Below are 16,271 nucleotides of genomic sequence, written 5' to 3'. Positions count from 1 at the left end.
CTTAACCTGCAAATGGTGTGATGACTGAATCTATGCAAGATGAATTCGTCATCAACCGAAAGAACGCATTTCAGCGTGACAGATGAAATGCGTTCTGCCTGTTACTTATCTGCTTTGATAGTGTTCAACAATTGTGCGCTGCTGACGCCTTGTTGTTGCAGCAGCGATTCGAGTGCGGGCAGTAATGGCCCCAGCGTTTCACTAAGTATATTGCGTACCGTATCGACGATTACCTGAGTGCTGCGCTCGATTTCTATATTCAGTGCAGCACCTGTTTTTTTCTCTGCAAATACCGTCATGCGCAATGTTTCCGGGATCAGCCAAACTTCAAACCAGGCTTCATCGCGGTTGACCTCAGCAATCGTCAGGCTGGCGCCGTTGATGGCGATGTAGCCTTTAGCGAAGATGTAACGCAACCAGACCGGCGGAACCGCGATACGGATCACGTAGTTATTTTCCAGTTCACGAATCTGGGCGACGTGCGCTGTGAAATCGACGTGCCCGGATAAAGGATGTCCACCGATTTCAGCGCCGTCTCTGGCAGCACGTTCAACGTTGACACGGCTGTTTTCGGCATAACTGCCGAGAGTGGTTATCGTGAGACTTTGTTGCATCACATCGAAGTCTGCTGCACGCTCACCATGCAATTGTGTGACGGTCAGGCAAACACCATCAACGGCAACGCTGGCGCCGATTTCCAGTGCGTTCGCAAAGCCATCGGGAAACTCAATCTGAAACGTGCGCAAGCCCGGTTTATCGTTGATGCTTGCGATGCGGGCGATGCCTTGTACTATGCCTGTGAACATGATGATAACAATGGAAAGTAAATGGAAAGTTGGCGAGCAGCCGTGATTGTAAGGCGAATTGCAAATACAGATGCAGCTACACGGATAGTCGGTTATTTGATCCGCTAGTTAATCCGCTGGTTCAAGTGCCGGTCAGAACCTGCACCTGTGCCGGAGATACCGCCGCCAGCGGTAATTCGACCATGAAACTGGTACCAGCACCCAGCGTACTGACGCAACGGACGCAGCCATCTTGTGCCTCGCTGAGTTTTTTAACGATGGATAAACCCAGCCCGCTGGAATGTTCGCCAGCCGTTGGTGTCGGCGATAATTTTGAAAACTTCGTGAACAAATGTTGCTGATCTTCACTGGACAAACCCGGCCCCTCATCGCGCACTTCAAATCGTCCCATGCCATTGTGCTGATTGATTGTCAGCCAGATTGTTTTTTCTGCCGGAGAAAATTTGATCGCGTTTGAAAGCAGGTTATCGAAAATACGTATGCAGGCATTCAGATCGGCGGTGACAAAAACACTGCTGTCGATATCCACAACCGTATGCAGATTTTTCGCTTTCAGTGCCGATTCATATTGCTGAATGATGTCTCGTAACAATTGACCGAAATCGACGGTTTGTGCCGACAAATGAAAGTGTCCTGATTCCAGCGCATTCACATCCAGCAGATTGGTGACGATATGCATCATCCGCTGACCGCTGTTACTGATACGTTCAAGATACTGATGCTGCTGTTCTTCGGAAATCTGATGGCGCATCTTACGCAGCAGATCACTCATGCCGATAATACTGGTTAATGGGTTTTTGAGATCATGTGCCGCAATCCCGAGTATGTCGTCTTTCTCTTTATCCAGCAGTTTCATGCGTTGAACCGCATCATCCAGTTCAGCGGTTCGCAATTGCACTTTGGCTTCCAGCTCATATTCAGCCTGCTGCGAAATTTTCAGCAACTGCCGCTGTATATCGACGCTTTCTTTTTTAATCAGACTGATTCTGTAAGCCTGTGCTAATGCCAGCAAGATCGCTTCCATTGCAGAACCGATCTGGAAACCGTAATCTGTGATCCAGCTGGATTCCAGAATACCGAGATTGCGTAAAGGCAGGAGAAAAATACTGACGACCCAGGAAACAGACGCAACACAAACGATATACCCCGGCAGGTACCCACGCAGACCTGCCAAAAAACAGATCGGTAAAAAAAAGATGACCTGAACCAATCCGACTAATTGCACAAACTCAGCAATGGTCGTGTTGTATCCAGCCAGAATAAGGGCAATAAAAATCAGCACCATGACCTGCATGATTTTGAATGCCTTGTAGAAAAATGGCATCGTTTCTTTGAGCCGTAGAAAACTGCTGATAAATAACGATGAGACGAGAATAATTAATTGTGGTAACAGTGCCGGCATGATGTCGACCAGCCAAGGCCAGTCGGGGGCGATAAACATGCCTATGTGGCCGTTGATACTCATACCGGCAGCCAAGGTTCCGAATGACAGCAGCAGGTAATAGAACATGGAAATATCGCGATAAGTGATCAGCAATATCGCGTTGTAGATAATCATGGCCAGCATCACACCGTAATAAATACCCATCAGGCTGGCGATGTAGTCAGAGGTCTCTGTGAATTTATTCGGTGTCCACAATACTGCGCGGAAAAAGACGGAGCTAGTGCTTTGTATCCGTAAATACACCGTCGTCGTTTCTGTATCCTGCAGATAAAGTTTGAAAATGGGATAGTGGTGCCGGATTTCCTGCTGTGAGAAAGCAATGTGATCACCCGCCCGTTGAATTTCCATGCTGCCGTCTTTGCCGCGGCGATACATGCGGATATCGTCAAGCATAATGGGCATCATTTCCAGCAACCACATCTTATTGCTGTCGGCGCTGCTTCTTTGTAAATCCAGACGTAGCCAGAATGCCGATTCGGAATAACCTGCGCTCAGATTTTTTGACAGTGGTTTGAATTGGCGCGCGATCTCCGGTGACAGAATATCCTGAATATCAAGCTTGCCAGTGGTGTCTTCAAATAATAGAAAATTATTATGCAGAGGTATTTTCTGTTCGCCTTTTTCGAGCAAAGTCACTGCCGCCTGCGCTGTTAATCCTTTGAGTAAAAAAGATAACAGCAACAAGGCGAAAATAAAAAATCGGCGATAGCGGGCTGTATGCATCTTTCTGGGCGGGTAAGTCGCTATACGGAAACGAAGCGAAAAATCAACGCGGAATGTAAAAAACTGTTAAACAGATGAAGCAGCCTAACAAGTTTCAATCCGCTTAGCAATCAGAAAGAACAATAAGATACTTTTCAGTTATTCCTGTTTGTCCTGCTGCAATTCCGGGATCAGATTGGAATGCGTCATCGTGATCAGATTGTTTCTCAGCCATTGATGCGCGGGATTGCGGGCATCGCGTTCATGCCACAACATATCGATATGTACCGCCGGGGTTTCAAACGGCAATTCTGTCCAGATCAGCGCGTCGGTCATGCCGGTGGCTGAAATCAGGTGTCTTGGCAACACCGTCAGCAAGTCAGAATTCGCAACCACGCGGCCTGCTGTAAAAAACTGGTTGATGGTCAGCAAAATACGTCGTTCACGCCCCATTTTGCTCAAAGTTTCATCAATCAGCCCATGGGCCCGTCCTGAGAAACTCACCAGCAAGTGATTGGCACCGCAATAATCATCGACCGTCAGGGTTTTCCCTGCCAGTGGATGATTCTGCCGCATCACGCACACATAGTGACCAGAATACAGCCGTTCATGGCGGATGGCGCTGTTGCCAGCGGTCTGGCTTCCGGAAAGCTGAGCGACGACACCTGGAAAAAAACCGACCGCAATATCGATATCGCCATGTAGCAGCATAGGGCGAGGTTCGCGCGTTGTCAGAGGCATCATCCTGACGTTAATACCGGGAGCGTCATTCTGAATGGAGCGCACCAGCGTTGGCATCCACAGTGCTGCAGTGGCATCTGCCATCGCCATGCGAAACGTCAGCTGCGCCTGTGAGACATCAAAGGCACCGGGTGCAATGGCTGATTCCAGGCTGGACAAGGCCTGCCGTATGGTTGGCCACAATGCCTCGGCGCGCGGAGTCGGCTTCACGCCATACGCGGTGCGTATCAGTAATTCATCGTTCAGTGAATGGCGCAGGCGTTTCAATGCATTTGACACGGCGGGCTGGGTCATTGCGAGTTTATCTGCTGCGCGGGTCAGGTTTTGCTCAATCATTACCGCATCAAACACCCGCAATAAATTCAGATCCAGTGTCAAAAAGTTCATGTTGTTTGCCTCCGTTAATATCGTTATCTGCAATTATTCACAAATAATATATTGATTATAGGAAATCGAAATTAGAATTATATGTTGCAATGCAATATGATCTGATTATTCCCAAATGTAAATAAAAGTAGAGATCATCATGACTTTCCTCAATATCGCTTTCCCTGCCACCAGTGCACTCCCTGTTGCCGAAGTTGCTATCAGCGCCTTGGTTGCCGCTGCCCGTCCTTTGATTGGCCTGAGCATCCTGACCACAATGTTATTGGTCTTTAAGCCATTGATTACAGGCATGTTGCGCGCATTGAAGCTGGCTGTATTCCCAAACAAAACACGCGAAGAAAAATCTGCCATGCGCAATTTGCGCAGCATGCTGGCCGTTCGCAATATCGCCAACGAACTCGACAGCACTTCGCCTAACATGGCCGCTGAGCTGCGCGCACTTGCGGCTCGCGGTTAATCAACAATTTTGCAATGCAACATAGCCCAGTGTACAGCGAGTTAACCATGTCTGCCTATACCCCAGCTTACCAGCGTACAACACCGCGTGAAGTCGCTGGTTCCAGAAGTCTGGCATCAATGCTGCCAAGTCTGCTGATGACAGGTTTGCTGACCTTGATCGTTACCGCCGTCTTGCGTTTGTTGTGGGTTGGTCTGACTAACGACTTCTTCGCATCGTGGATGGAAGCGTGGCTGACGACCTGGCCTATCGCATTTCCACTGGCTTACATGGCGTTGCCTGTGATTCAGAAAATTTCACGCAGCCTGAGCAAACCTGCTGTGTTGAAGCGTCGTACACAGGGCATCAGTATTGCAGCGATACAGCAAGTGTCTGATGAAGTCACCCTGCAGAATGGCTTAACGGTCAAAGCACCACAACTGCCAAAAATTGTACGTTAATTGCACACTGACCGACCCGATTTGTCTCAAAAAAGCCGCTGATTCGTAGCGGCTTTTTTTACGTGCTCTGCTGCTGCCGGCGTGATTGTTAGCGTCAGTATTTTTGCTGCGCTGGTCAGGTCAAAAAGGATAAACACTACTCGCAGCTCGATTTGCATCGATATAAAAAAAGCGCGACATCGTCGCGCTTTTTTACCGGGCTGAATTTATTGCGCTGAGAAACTTACATGCTCAGGCGGTTTTTCAACGCCACACGGGTTGCTTCCAGTTCTGCCGGCAAACGGTAAGCCAGTTTTTCAAACAACTCGGTATGCAACACCAGCTCTTCTTCCCACGCGGTGACGTCGATCGATGTGATGGTATTGAATTGTTCCTGGGTGAATTCCAGACCATCCCAGTTCAGATCATCAAAGCTCGGTGTCACACCAAATACGTGTTCCACGCCATTCGCTTTGCCTTCGATACGTTCCAGCATCCATTTCAGCACGCGCATATTGTCGCCGAAACCTGGCCACACAAATTTGCCGTTTTCATCAGTACGGAACCAGTTCACGCAGTAGATCGATGGCAAAGTCGCGCCGATCGCGTCGATTTTCTTACCCATATCCAGCCAGTGCTGGAAATAGTCGCTCATGTTGTAACCCATGAATGGCAACATCGCGAACGGGTCACGGCGTACCACGCCTTGCTGACCAGCCGCCGCCGCAGTAGTTTCCGAGCCCATGGTCGCGGCCATGTAAACGCCTTCGATCCAGTTACGTGCTTCCGTTACCAATGGCACTGTCGTTGAACGACGGCCACCAAAGATGAATGCAGAAATTGGCACACCAGCAGGATCATCCCATGCGGCATCGATCACAGGGTTTTGTGTTGCAGCGACAGTGAAGCGGGCATTTGGATGCGCTGCTTTACGGCCGGTTTCTTTACCGATGGCTGGCGTCCAGTCTTTACCTTGCCAGTCGATCAGATGCGCTGGCGCTTCTTTCGTCATGCCTTCCCACCAGACATCGCCGTCGTCAGTCAGCGCGACGTTCGTGAAAATGGTGTTGGCCGTCAGCGATGCCATGCAATTTGAATTCGTTGCCGTGTTGGTGCCCGGTGCCACGCCGAAATAACCTGCTTCCGGGTTGATCGCATACAAGCGGCCATCTTTACCTGGTTTGATCCACGCAATATCGTCACCGATCGTTGTGACTTTCCAGCCTTTGATTGCTGGGATCAGCATCGCAAAATTCGTTTTGCCGCATGCTGACGGGAACGCCGCTGCGACGTAATGTTTTTTACCTTCTGGTGATTCCACGCCCAGAATCAGCATGTGTTCTGCCAGCCAGCCCTGATCACGACCCATGGTGGAAGCGATACGCAGCGCAAAGCATTTTTTACCGAGTAGCGCATTGCCACCGTAACCGGAACCAAACGACCAGATTTCGCGGCTTTCAGGGTAATGCACGATGTATTTCGTCGCATTGCATGGCCAAGCCACGTCTTGCTGACCAGCGGCCAGCGGCGCGCCGACAGTGTGCACGCAAGGAACGAAATCGCCATCCGTACCCAGCACGTCATACACCGCTTTGCCCATACGCGTCATGATGCGCATGTTCACTGCCACATACGGCGAATCAGACAATTCAACGCCGATATGCGCGATGGGGGAACCCAGCGGACCCATAGAGAAAGGCACCACGTACATCGTGCGGCCTTTCATGCAGCCGTCGAACAGCGGGTTCAGCGTCGCGCGCATTTCTGCCGGTGCCATCCAGTTATTGGTCGGGCCCGCATCTTCTTTTTTCTCAGAACAGATGAAAGTGCGGTCTTCCACACGCGCCACATCGGTAGGATCAGAACACGCCAGATAGCTGTTCGGGCGTTTTGCGTCATTCAGTTTTTTCATGGTGCCGCTGGCAACCATTTGCGCGCACAGGCGATCATATTCTTCCTGTGTGCCGTCGCACCAGACGATATTGTCTGGCTTCGTCAGCGCAGCAATATCAGCGATCCAGCTGATCAGCTTCTGATGTTTGACATAAGCGGGCGCATTGATTGTTGCACCGATGGCCGCGATGTCGTTGGCGGTTGTTTGACTCATACTGACTCCAATAAGATTGCAATAAAAAAACCGGGGTAGCAGCGCGGCAGTGTCGTCGTTAGAAAGTCAGGCGATGCGAGCACGGTTGGAAAACGATCCCAGCTCCAGCAAGGCGAACACGATGGCGGCGGTTCTGTCGGATAATAGGCAATCAGGAGGATGATCCCGACTCCAGCTTGCGTCGGCGCGGTAGGCGGACGGAAGAATCAAAAAGCTACGTAACCGGATATTCTACACGGACGCGCCCATTTGGGTGCAGTTCACATCAGATTTATTATCACAGTAGTACCGTTTTTGAAAGTGAAACTGTTTCAACAGTGACGCTCTATAAGGAAAAAAAATCATGAAGATTGCCATCCTCGATGATTACCAGGATGTCGTGCGGCATTGCCAGTGCTTTGCGATGCTCAAAGACCATGAAGTCAAAGTATTCAACAGCAGCGCCGTCGGTATAGGCCAATTGGCGATACGCCTCGCCCCGTTTGATGCACTCGTGCTGATCCGCGAACGTACCCGCTTTCCGCGCGCCCTGCTGCAACGCCTGCCGAATTTAAAACTCATCTCACAAACCGGCAAAGTCGCCGGACACATCGACCTCACCGCCGCCAGAGAAAAAAACATCGCCATTGCCGAAGGCGTGGGCGACGCCACCGCCCCCGCCGAGCTGACCTGGGCGCTGATCATGGCCGCCTCGCGCCGCCTCACCAATTACGCGTCTTTACTGCAACAGGGAACCTGGCAGGCATCCTCCGTCCAGCCCGCACAGAATCGCCTCGGCAGGGTCTTAAAGCAACGCAGCCTCGGCATCTGGGGTTACGGCAAAATCGGCAAACGCATCGCCAGTTACGCCACCGCGTTTGGCATGCATGTCGTCATCTGGGGCAGCGCAGCCAGCCGCGCCCAAGCGCTGCAGGATGGCTATCAGGCCGCCGCTTCGCGCGAAGCATTTTTTGCCGACAGTGATATTCTTACCCTGCATTTACGGCTGAATGACGCCACGCGCGGCATCGTCCAGCCAGACGACCTGGCCCGCATGCAACCGGACGCCCTGTTCGTCAACACCAGCCGCGCCGAGTTGCTGGCACCAGACGCCCTCGTCCACGCACTCGATGCTGGCCGCCCCGGTTTCGCCGCCATCGACGTCTTTGAAACCGAACCCGTACCGCAAAACCACCCGCTGCTGCACCGTGAAAACGTCCTCGTTACACCGCACATCGGCTACGTCGAACAAGACAGCTACGAACTCTATTTCGCCGCCGCATTCCAAAATATCCTGAATTTCGCCGTAGGAACACCGACGAATTTATTGCATGGATGAAGGTGGAGTGTGGATAAGGTTAGGCATATTCATAAACGGCAAATACAACAAGGCTTATATGTGGCTTTTAAGACAGTTGAAAAAAATTGTCTTTTTTGACATTCCAAGTTAATGTTTACTTTTATTAAATTAATCATGTTAGAGCCATACAAATGGAAGTTATAACTCAATATCTCCAAGTGACTGTTCTAGCATTGGGCGCAATTTGGAATGCAATCGTGGCTTATGAGGCATATCCGAAAGTATGGAAGGTCGTATTTTCGGCGTTAGTTGCTTTACTTCTCTCTATTACAGCATTTAATAAAGCATTTCCATTTTATGGCTAAATGTATTTTAAAAAATAAGCTTTAATATATCCATTAAGTGGGCCGCACTAAAGCGCACCTCTTATGTCAAACGTTAGATTAAATATATCTCCATGACAGATTTATTTGAAATTCTAAAATCTTGGCCTGCGGCCTCGGCTGCCATCGTTGCCGGGATAGCGGCCATCATAAAATCCATCCAATCCATATTTGAATTTCACAGCGAGCATCTTAGAAATCGAAAATTAAAACGGCTGGAGATTTTGGCTAAAGAGTGTGAGGAAAATGGGGATCTAAAGCTCTTGGTTAGAAGGGCCAAGGATGAAGAGATATCGCGTAATTTGCTTGGTAGAATCTGCACCCCAGAGTTTACAGAGGCTCTTGCGAGGAGCTATGAATCCGGCAGGCTAACACTATCTATGCTGCGCGCTGCCTTGCCATACATTGAAGTAATAAACGGCTCACTTCATGTAAACTTGGGGCTGCAATCCAAGGTATTGTTTTGGTTCTCAACTAGCCTAGTTTTGGCTATGAGCATCTACTTTTCATGGTTAATCTTACTTTTGTCCAAGGTTCAATCTGCTGGGGCATACGGAGCCATGCTTGTCGTAGCCGTTTTTTATTTGGCATTTGTTCGCTTTGTAGGCGGTGATGCGAGAGCAGTCATAGCAGCACGTAGAGTCAGAGAAAAACTTGGGGCTTGCACAGATGCAACCTAACTTTTCCTATATGGACTCTGGCCTTACCCCAAAAAAGTACAAAAAACTAATCAATAGTTCTGGCGTGAGGAACAAGTCTGTAATCGACTAGCTGCCCTCTGTGGTCGAATCCACCGCCTCCCACAGCCTCAAAACACCAAAAATATACTCCCCGGGGTATGTCTGCAAGCCTAATGTTCATGCAGGGATTTAGGGTGTTTTCCTAAAAACTAGGGGGAGTATGCAGAATGCGGGCTGTTCGCCTGTATTGTGGATGCGGCCGATTAACTCAGCAGCTGGCCCGATTATGCGATTGCACTTTATCCGGGTCACCTTTGCCGCGCTGGTGCCACGTTCGACCCTTCGATCAAAGTCACCGCGCAAACGCCGACTACATTTTTACTACAAGCGTGGGACGACCCTGTGGACAAGATTTGCAACAGCACGCTGTACGCGAAAGCACTGAACGAAGCGGGCGTTCCAACAGAAGTTCACCTGTTCGCCAAAGGCGGCCACGCTTTCGGCCTGCGACGCAATCCCCATCCCATTTCGTCATGGCCGACCCTGGTTGAACACTGGCTCAGAAATATCGAGATACTCCCGCCATTGGCACCTGACCTGAAGAGTGAGCAATAGCGAAGCAATTGAGCTACATTCGATGGTTTCAAGGCATTTGAAGAAAATTGTCTTTTTTAACATTCCAAGTTAATCTTCATTTTTGTCAAATTAAATAAAAGTTAGACTTGCAAAATCATGGAGCCATACCTCTTCCACGGCATCGTTCTTCCAGAACGAGCCCAACTATCGCTTGGGTTTTCCGTCAAGTTCGATCATATCGCCACGAAGGTCAAGGCCGAGGCACAAGTCAGCATTGTCTTCAACCAAGTTGCGGTATGGGTCACCAGCGACCACGAATGGAACATCTTTGACTTACGAAATGTCGTTAAGAACCTAGTCCAAGGGCATCTGGCGATGATTGGGTACCTCAAAGGTTATGCGTACGATATCGAAATCACACGGGTATTGTCCCGCGAGAGGGGCATCGATTACGTTTTCGGAATTGACATTCCGTGCATCGCGAACAGAAATCAAGACATTGAACTCAATGAAGCGCTGCTTCAACTAAGACAGAAAACAACCGGCGAGCATGGAGTATTTCTCCATCGCTGCTTTGATGATCTCGTTTCAGCAATGAAGCATGCAGACGACACAGGTTTCTATTGCTACAGAGCGATAGAGTCTCTTCGCCACCACTACGCGGCCAGAACTGGCTTACGAGAAGTCGCCAAGAATCAACAATGGCAGGCGTTTCGCGATTTCTCTGGTGTTGACGAGAAATCCATTAGGGTTATCAAAGCCGCAGCGGATCCACTAAGACATGGTGAACCTGGCACTGAGGCCAGTGATCGTGCAGAACTTTTTACCACCACTTGGGCATAGTTGACGCATATGTCAGCAAAGTATAAATGTCGGTTCAGCGTGGACAAAAATGCTTCGCTTTTTTGCTGGTTAAATTTAGCGTTAGAGATAACATTTACAACAAACCAAACACATGAAGTACACACCTTGGATCATCACTGCAATCGCGGTAACATCGTTAGTCGGGCTAGTAGTTTTTTATCAAGGAAAGATTACTGAAAAAGAGGCTGAAATATCCAAGCTCAACGCTCAAATGTTGGATTTGGCCTCAACAGCAGACCGAAAAATACAAGATATACAGCGACAATACAAAACTCTCGAAGTTTTGACAAATGAACGGCAACAAAAATTCAACTCGCTTGCGGCTGAGGCTGATGCAAAAATTCATGAGGCAAATTTGCGTGAAGCCGAGGTGAAGGTTAGTTTTCGTCGTGCCCTTTTATTCAGTGGATTTGTAGCAGTCATCGCTAATACTTCTGGCCAAGCGCAATCCTTCAATATAGAAATAAACAGACCAAGTAGCGGTAAGAGCAAAGTATTAGAGGTGGTGATTAACCCTAACTCTACTAAAGAAATTGGAGAGCACGAAGGGTGGGCTTTTGTTTCCGGTGACAGAATTACGATTAAGCAAGCAGAGCACAAAGCACTTACTTTCACACAGCAATAACGATGATAAAAACCACTTTTTACGTAACGGCGGCAATTTTAGCGATAGCATCTGTAAATAGCGTTAAAGCAAGTTCATGTTCGCCAACTACACACGCAAAACTGCCAGTTATTAATGGAAAAAGCTATCATAAAGCCCGAAAATCTTTACTTGCAGTTGGCTGGCAGCCGCTACGTTCAAAACCGCTGAACCAAGCAAATGAAGACCCTGATATTAGCTACGGCAATGGAATGATATTTTGGGATTTGGGTTACCGCGAAGTGGAGAGCTGCTCAGGCACCGGTCTTGCGCCGTGCTCATTCTTGTTCCAAGATGCTTACGGCAACAAACTTCGAGTTATCACAGAAGGGGAAGAGTCTCCTAAAGATAAGGCCGTAGCCTCCGTGAGCAGCTATAAATTCACTTGTGAGTAACCCTGCCCAAAAGACAATGTTCTAACTGGCGGTTAGAAGGGACGAATAATGCTTCGTATTATTATCCTATACCTTAAACGTAGACCACACATTCCGGAGCCGCCATGCAAAACATCCTTGTCTACTCAGATTCTTTGTCGTGGGGCATAGTCCCAACGACGCGAAAGCGCCTGCTGTTTGAGCAGCGCTGGCCGGGCGTCATGGAAATGTCTCTCTGTTCCGCTGGTTCGAAGGTTCGTGTCATCGAAGATTGCCTGAACGGACGGCGTACGGCATGGGACGATCCCTACAAGCCAGGGCGGAACGGGCTTGTCGGGCTGGCTCAACGAATCGAAATGCATTCGCCGCTTGCGCTTGTTGTTCTGATGCTCGGGACAAACGATTTCCAGTCTATGCACGAGCACAATGCCTGGCATTCATCTCAGGGTATCAGTGCGCTTGTCTCTGCCATCCGCACCGCGCCCATCGAACCCGGCATGCCTGTGCCAGAAATTCTTGTCGTTGCACCGCCACCCATCAGAACGCCGCAAGGGCCGATTGCACCAAAATTCGCGGGTGGCGACGTTAAGTGTGTTGGTTTGTCCGCCGCTTACCGTATCGTGTGCGAAGAAGCGGGCTGCCATTTTTTCGATGCTGGCAGCGTCGTCACATCAAGCAAGGTCGATGGCGTGCATCTTGATCTTGAACAGCATTTGATCCTTGGCAGCGCGGTGGCTGAAGTTGTTAAACCGCTGCTCTCGAAAAATGTAGCCTAACCCTGAGGTTCACCGGAGGCTGCGCGATAAAGCCGCATCTGTGTCGGGAACCTCCATACCTTAAAACGCTATGACCATTAAAGACATCGTTGGGCTGATCTTCTGCGGCGCAGGTGCTACGTTGGGGACAATAGGCTATCGGTTGCTGGGGCTGGAATGGTTCTTTGGTGCCTGTATTTTATTGATCATTGGCACATGTCTCATTTGGGATGCATCACGTGATCGAAAATTACGCGATGCATTGGATGATGTGCCTGGCGATTCGGGCGATCGGCACTACATCTCGGGCACAAGTTCTACGGATGGTTTTGATGTCGGAGGAGATGATGGCGATGCGTCTTAATTTAATGTTCAACAAGGAATCAACGATGAAGCCGTTGATGTGGATAACTCAACCTTAGGCGTCATGGAAATCGACATCGTTCCCTTGCAGCTCCTCGAACAACTCCTTCCGGCTTCGCTCATCTGCGTTGTGACATTGGCGTTCTTTCTATTTGAGCGAATTCGCCCGGGTCGCGAGTTGCCTCACGTTCGCGGCTGGTACAAGCGAGCAGCGCTGATGAATATCATGCAGTTGACGCTGGTCGGTGTCGGCGGTCTCGTATGGAACAAACATTTCAGGGATCATGCTCTTCTCAACCTCGGGCATTGGGATAGCCCGATTCTCGAGGGAGCATTCTACTGGTTCGTCGGAACGTTCATCTTTTATTGGTGGCATCGCCTGCGACACGCTAACGGCTTTTGGTTGGCGTTCCACCAGATTCACCATAGCCCCGCGCGCATTGAAGTTCTCACTTCCTTTTACAAGCACCCTGTCGAGATCGCAGCCGATTCTATCCTGACGGGTTTCCTCATCTACTGCGTCTTCGGGGGATCAGCGCTAGCCGGGGCGTGGACCTCTTTTTTCGGAGCCGCTGGCGAGTATTTTTACCACTCGAATATCCGCACGCCAAGGTGGCTCGGCTGGTTCTTGCAGCGGCCTGAGCATCACTCGATTCACCATCAACTAGATGTTCACAACTTCAACTTCGGCGACCTGACGATCTGGGATCGACTCTTCGGTACCTTCAAGGACACTGACAATTTCGCCAAACGGTGTGGTTTTCCTGGCAGGAACGAGGAAAGACTGCACGAAATGCTCGCCTTCAAAGACGTCTATGAGCCGGACCCAAGCGATTCCTGATCCCTCATTCAAGCGGGCCCGCCTGCGTTGCATTTAGGGTGATATACCGTATTATTAAAGGTTTCAAAATTGCTTGGGATAAAAAAGTTATTGATCAATGTGGGAAATTATTCGAGAGCGCCCAATTTGAGCAGCTGGTTGAATACCGCGAAAAAAAGCGAATTCAATATCCTGAAGTGCTAGCGCAATCTGGTGGCCAGCGAAAGGCAAATTAGAGTTGGGTAAATAATCGAAAGCGCAGCGCCTTTTTTTTATAGAGTTTTGGAAATTGAACTCAGTTGGTAAGAAACGCACATTAATCCATACTTCAAAAAAACTTCTAATGAGTAACGCTGCCTGAACATACAATTCAGTGAGCTGCCAGCAAGCAAGGCATCGCTTCTCATCTCAAACCTTAAGCATCATTCATTTAGTTTTCGTACACACTTTAAAAGGGGAAAAAAATGAAATGGATAGTTGGTTTGGTTGTCGGTCTTCTGGCGCTCGTCGCTTTGCTTGTCGTTGTTGGCCTGCTGCTACCAGAAAAGCACCGTGTCAGTGAATCCGCCCGCTTTCGTGTCAGTACCGAACAACTGTGGGAGATCATCACAAACTATAGTGCTTACCCCACATGGCGCAGTGGTGTCCGTGCGGTTGAGCGTCTGCCCGATACGAACGGGCATACCGTATGGAAAGAAACCGATTCTCATGGTGAAGGTATTCCCTATGAGACAGTGGAGTCTATTCCCAACAAACGCCTTGTAAGGCGGATCGCTGATCCAAAACTTCCTTTTGGCGGCACGTGGACACTTGAACTAGAAGCTGCCCCTGAGGGGGTTACCCTCACTATTACCGAGGACGGTGAGGTTTATAACCCCGTTTACCGTTTTGTCTCCCGGTTTATTTTTGGTCACACCACGAACATTCATGGCTATCTAAACGATTTGCAAACAAAGGTCGCGAGCAAGCCGTAATGATGCCTGGATGACGTTCGAGATGGCGGCGCATGTTGCAGAGGCAGTGAATAAATGCGGCGGGACTTAGAGAACCGGAGTTCTTCGCAAATCTGCTGTCTGGTCGTGGGAACACGCGCACCAGTCGATCACATCACCTACCCGGAACATGACCGGGTCTGTCTGCGAGATCGATCACTGCCGACGACCTATGGACAGACGCTGCTGGTCAGCCAGCCTGCCGTACTAGCGGGCGGCGTCCAAACAGGCGTGCGCCCGTCAGCCGAATGAATGTGCCCCGCAAGCTGGGTCACGCTTGTCATCTCACACCTTGAATCAAAAACTCGCCTGTTCCCTTCAACAATAATCGCACCAAGCTGACCACACATCGTCTGCGCACCCTCATCCAATCCAACGCCTCCCACACCCTCAAAACGCCAAAAATATACTCCCCGGGGTATCTCTACAAGCCCAATGTTTATGCAGGGATATGGGGTGTTTTCTTAAAATCTGGTGGGAGTATGCATAAATTGCGTTGTTGGCCTGTGGCTGACGCGATGATTTTTTAACGGTGTGCTTCAACTGCATCGAGATCAGGCATTCGCAATCGCAACCTAGCACTATGGTGTTTTAAGTGGGTGCACCAAATTGTCTTTTTGAACAATCCTGATTAAGCTTCACTTTTGTTCAATTCAATTAATCTTAGAGGCGATGATGGGCGCGTGGGGGACGGGTCTTTATTCGGACGACACAAGTTGCGATGTGCGGGATGACTATGTCACGCATTTGACGCAGGGTTGTGCAAGCGAAGAGGCTGAACAAAAAATTCTTGGTGGTTATGGCCCGCTTTTGGCACAGCCAGAAATTGCCTGCTGTGTTTATTTTGCTTTGGCAGACACCGCCTGGAAATATGGTCGCTTGTCGGCATCGCTCAAGGCGAAAGCGCTTTCTTTATTGCAATCAGGTGGTGATGTCTTTGTGTGGAAACGCGATGCGCCGACAAATGTCGCAGCACGAATCAAGGTTCTGAAAGCACTTGAGGCACGGTTGAACCGCATTCAACCTACAGAATTGCCGATGCAACTCACGCCGCCCAAACCCCAAAAAGTGCGTACCACAGCACCAATCGGTTCGGTTTTTTCCTTATCTTTGCCGAGCGGTAATGTGGCACTACTCATTCTGGTTGGCTACAAAGAATTGGCGGAAAGTATTGATCCTGTTTTTTCAGCGTTGTCCTGGCGAGCTGCCTCGGTTGACGCTGCACCTCGTCACATTGCGGCCACTGATCCGACCTTGCCCTTCAATGCATTTCGCAAACAGTGCGCGCATGTTGCGATTCTCCCGGGCGATCAACGACGGAATATTCTGTTCGGTCTGGAACAAACAAGTATCCGGGTCGAGGCTCTGCTGCCGTACAACCCGGAAAGCATCGTGTGGTTAGCCATCGGCAGAATCGCCAGAGAAATCGATGCTTTCTATCATAACCACGCGTCATCACCGACACGTTAACGCTTGATT

The 16,271-nt window shown here is 49.6% G+C and carries 18 protein-coding genes; 14 read left to right on the top strand and 4 right to left on the bottom strand.

What is annotated here, in order from left to right:
- Positions 1-101: 101 nt before the first annotated feature.
- From H8K26_RS00390 to H8K26_RS00380, 3 genes are all read right to left on the bottom strand, one after another.
- Complete coding sequence (locus tag H8K26_RS00390; RefSeq protein ID WP_190476529.1) at positions 102-806, bottom strand: riboflavin synthase subunit alpha; 705 nt, start codon at positions 804-806, stop codon at positions 102-104.
- A 121-nt stretch (positions 807-927) separates the two neighbouring features.
- Positions 928-2,973, bottom strand: a complete 2,046-nt coding sequence (locus H8K26_RS00385; RefSeq protein ID WP_190476526.1) for a sensor histidine kinase — start codon at positions 2,971-2,973, stop codon at positions 928-930.
- Positions 2,974-3,111: 138 nt separating this feature from the next.
- Positions 3,112-4,080 (bottom strand): LysR family transcriptional regulator, encoded by a 969-nt coding sequence (locus H8K26_RS00380; protein ID WP_190476524.1) that lies wholly within the window; start codon positions 4,078-4,080, stop codon positions 3,112-3,114.
- A 139-nt stretch (positions 4,081-4,219) separates the two neighbouring features.
- On the opposite strand from H8K26_RS00380, the gene H8K26_RS00375 reads away from it, so the two are divergent.
- Complete coding sequence (locus H8K26_RS00375) at positions 4,220-4,537, top strand: hypothetical protein (protein WP_186884124.1); 318 nt, start codon at positions 4,220-4,222, stop codon at positions 4,535-4,537.
- A 47-nt stretch (positions 4,538-4,584) separates the two neighbouring features.
- A complete protein-coding gene (locus H8K26_RS00370) occupies positions 4,585-4,977 on the top strand; it encodes a DUF2798 domain-containing protein (RefSeq protein ID WP_190476522.1) in 393 nt (130 codons plus the stop codon).
- 223 nt (positions 4,978-5,200) lie between these two features.
- Here H8K26_RS00370 and H8K26_RS00365 read toward each other — a convergent pair whose 3' ends face one another.
- A complete protein-coding gene (locus H8K26_RS00365) occupies positions 5,201-7,063 on the bottom strand; it encodes a phosphoenolpyruvate carboxykinase (GTP) (RefSeq protein ID WP_186884126.1) in 1,863 nt (620 codons plus the stop codon).
- A gap of 343 nt (positions 7,064-7,406) precedes the next feature.
- On the opposite strand from H8K26_RS00365, the gene H8K26_RS00360 reads away from it, so the two are divergent.
- The 12 genes from H8K26_RS00360 to H8K26_RS00305 all read left to right on the top strand — a co-directional run bounded on the left by H8K26_RS00360 (position 7,407) and on the right by H8K26_RS00305 (position 16,262).
- Entirely contained in the window at positions 7,407-8,381 is a 975-nt protein-coding gene (locus H8K26_RS00360; protein ID WP_190476520.1) for a D-2-hydroxyacid dehydrogenase family protein, read from the top strand.
- Between the two features lie 418 nt (positions 8,382-8,799).
- A complete protein-coding gene (locus H8K26_RS00355) occupies positions 8,800-9,405 on the top strand; it encodes a hypothetical protein (RefSeq protein WP_190476518.1) in 606 nt (201 codons plus the stop codon).
- A gap of 402 nt (positions 9,406-9,807) precedes the next feature.
- The gene (locus H8K26_RS00350) at positions 9,808-10,020 is read left to right on the top strand and encodes an alpha/beta hydrolase family protein (protein WP_190476516.1); all 213 of its coding nucleotides are present in this window, start codon (positions 9,808-9,810) and stop codon (positions 10,018-10,020) included.
- A 117-nt stretch (positions 10,021-10,137) separates the two neighbouring features.
- Entirely contained in the window at positions 10,138-10,824 is a 687-nt protein-coding gene (locus H8K26_RS00345) for a hypothetical protein (RefSeq protein WP_223826769.1), read from the top strand.
- 112 nt (positions 10,825-10,936) lie between these two features.
- A complete protein-coding gene (locus H8K26_RS00340; protein WP_190476514.1) occupies positions 10,937-11,470 on the top strand; it encodes a hypothetical protein in 534 nt (177 codons plus the stop codon).
- A gap of 2 nt (positions 11,471-11,472) precedes the next feature.
- Entirely contained in the window at positions 11,473-11,883 is a 411-nt protein-coding gene (locus H8K26_RS00335) for a hypothetical protein (RefSeq protein ID WP_190476512.1), read from the top strand.
- A 104-nt stretch (positions 11,884-11,987) separates the two neighbouring features.
- Positions 11,988-12,638, top strand: a complete 651-nt coding sequence (locus H8K26_RS00330) for an SGNH/GDSL hydrolase family protein (protein WP_190476510.1) — start codon at positions 11,988-11,990, stop codon at positions 12,636-12,638.
- A gap of 70 nt (positions 12,639-12,708) precedes the next feature.
- Positions 12,709-12,981, top strand: a complete 273-nt coding sequence (locus tag H8K26_RS00325; protein WP_190476508.1) for a hypothetical protein — start codon at positions 12,709-12,711, stop codon at positions 12,979-12,981.
- A gap of 63 nt (positions 12,982-13,044) precedes the next feature.
- A complete protein-coding gene (locus H8K26_RS00320) occupies positions 13,045-13,821 on the top strand; it encodes a sterol desaturase family protein (RefSeq protein ID WP_190476504.1) in 777 nt (258 codons plus the stop codon).
- 443 nt (positions 13,822-14,264) lie between these two features.
- A complete protein-coding gene (locus H8K26_RS00315) occupies positions 14,265-14,774 on the top strand; it encodes an SRPBCC family protein (protein ID WP_190476502.1) in 510 nt (169 codons plus the stop codon).
- Between the two features lie 54 nt (positions 14,775-14,828).
- On the top strand, positions 14,829-15,044 hold the full coding sequence (locus H8K26_RS17610; protein WP_223826768.1) for a cupin domain-containing protein: 216 nt from the start codon (positions 14,829-14,831) through the stop codon (positions 15,042-15,044).
- Positions 15,045-15,464: 420 nt separating this feature from the next.
- Positions 15,465-16,262, top strand: a complete 798-nt coding sequence (locus tag H8K26_RS00305; RefSeq protein WP_190476500.1) for a hypothetical protein — start codon at positions 15,465-15,467, stop codon at positions 16,260-16,262.
- Positions 16,263-16,271 lie beyond the last annotated feature (9 nt).

This window comes from Cognatundibacterium aquatile, assembly GCF_014699135.1.
Lineage (GTDB): Bacteria > Pseudomonadota > Gammaproteobacteria > Burkholderiales > Burkholderiaceae_D > Undibacterium > Undibacterium aquatile.
The sequence above is the reverse complement of the archived record's forward strand: the minus strand, read 5'-3'. Positions and strand labels throughout refer to the sequence as shown.

What these genes read in the sequence shown, in the direction of transcription:
- H8K26_RS00390 (WP_190476529.1), bottom strand. Translation starts at nt 806, where the DNA reads ATGTTCACAGGCATAGTACAAGGCATCGCCCGCATCGCAAGCATCAAC.
- H8K26_RS00385 (WP_190476526.1), bottom strand. Translation starts at nt 2,973, where the DNA reads ATGCATACAGCCCGCTATCGCCGATTTTTTATTTTCGCCTTGTTGCTG.
- H8K26_RS00380 (WP_190476524.1), bottom strand. Translation starts at nt 4,080, where the DNA reads ATGAACTTTTTGACACTGGATCTGAATTTATTGCGGGTGTTTGATGCG.
- H8K26_RS00375 (WP_186884124.1), top strand. Translation starts at nt 4,220, where the DNA reads ATGACTTTCCTCAATATCGCTTTCCCTGCCACCAGTGCACTCCCTGTT.
- H8K26_RS00370 (WP_190476522.1), top strand. Translation starts at nt 4,585, where the DNA reads ATGTCTGCCTATACCCCAGCTTACCAGCGTACAACACCGCGTGAAGTC.
- H8K26_RS00365 (WP_186884126.1), bottom strand. Translation starts at nt 7,063, where the DNA reads ATGAGTCAAACAACCGCCAACGACATCGCGGCCATCGGTGCAACAATC.
- H8K26_RS00360 (WP_190476520.1), top strand. Translation starts at nt 7,407, where the DNA reads ATGAAGATTGCCATCCTCGATGATTACCAGGATGTCGTGCGGCATTGC.
- H8K26_RS00355 (WP_190476518.1), top strand. Translation starts at nt 8,800, where the DNA reads ATGACAGATTTATTTGAAATTCTAAAATCTTGGCCTGCGGCCTCGGCT.
- H8K26_RS00345 (WP_223826769.1), top strand. Translation starts at nt 10,138, where the DNA reads ATGGAGCCATACCTCTTCCACGGCATCGTTCTTCCAGAACGAGCCCAA.
- H8K26_RS00340 (WP_190476514.1), top strand. Translation starts at nt 10,937, where the DNA reads ATGAAGTACACACCTTGGATCATCACTGCAATCGCGGTAACATCGTTA.
- H8K26_RS00335 (WP_190476512.1), top strand. Translation starts at nt 11,473, where the DNA reads ATGATAAAAACCACTTTTTACGTAACGGCGGCAATTTTAGCGATAGCA.
- H8K26_RS00330 (WP_190476510.1), top strand. Translation starts at nt 11,988, where the DNA reads ATGCAAAACATCCTTGTCTACTCAGATTCTTTGTCGTGGGGCATAGTC.
- H8K26_RS00325 (WP_190476508.1), top strand. Translation starts at nt 12,709, where the DNA reads ATGACCATTAAAGACATCGTTGGGCTGATCTTCTGCGGCGCAGGTGCT.
- H8K26_RS00320 (WP_190476504.1), top strand. Translation starts at nt 13,045, where the DNA reads ATGGAAATCGACATCGTTCCCTTGCAGCTCCTCGAACAACTCCTTCCG.
- H8K26_RS00315 (WP_190476502.1), top strand. Translation starts at nt 14,265, where the DNA reads ATGAAATGGATAGTTGGTTTGGTTGTCGGTCTTCTGGCGCTCGTCGCT.
- H8K26_RS17610 (WP_223826768.1), top strand. Translation starts at nt 14,829, where the DNA reads ATGCGGCGGGACTTAGAGAACCGGAGTTCTTCGCAAATCTGCTGTCTG.
- H8K26_RS00305 (WP_190476500.1), top strand. Translation starts at nt 15,465, where the DNA reads ATGATGGGCGCGTGGGGGACGGGTCTTTATTCGGACGACACAAGTTGC.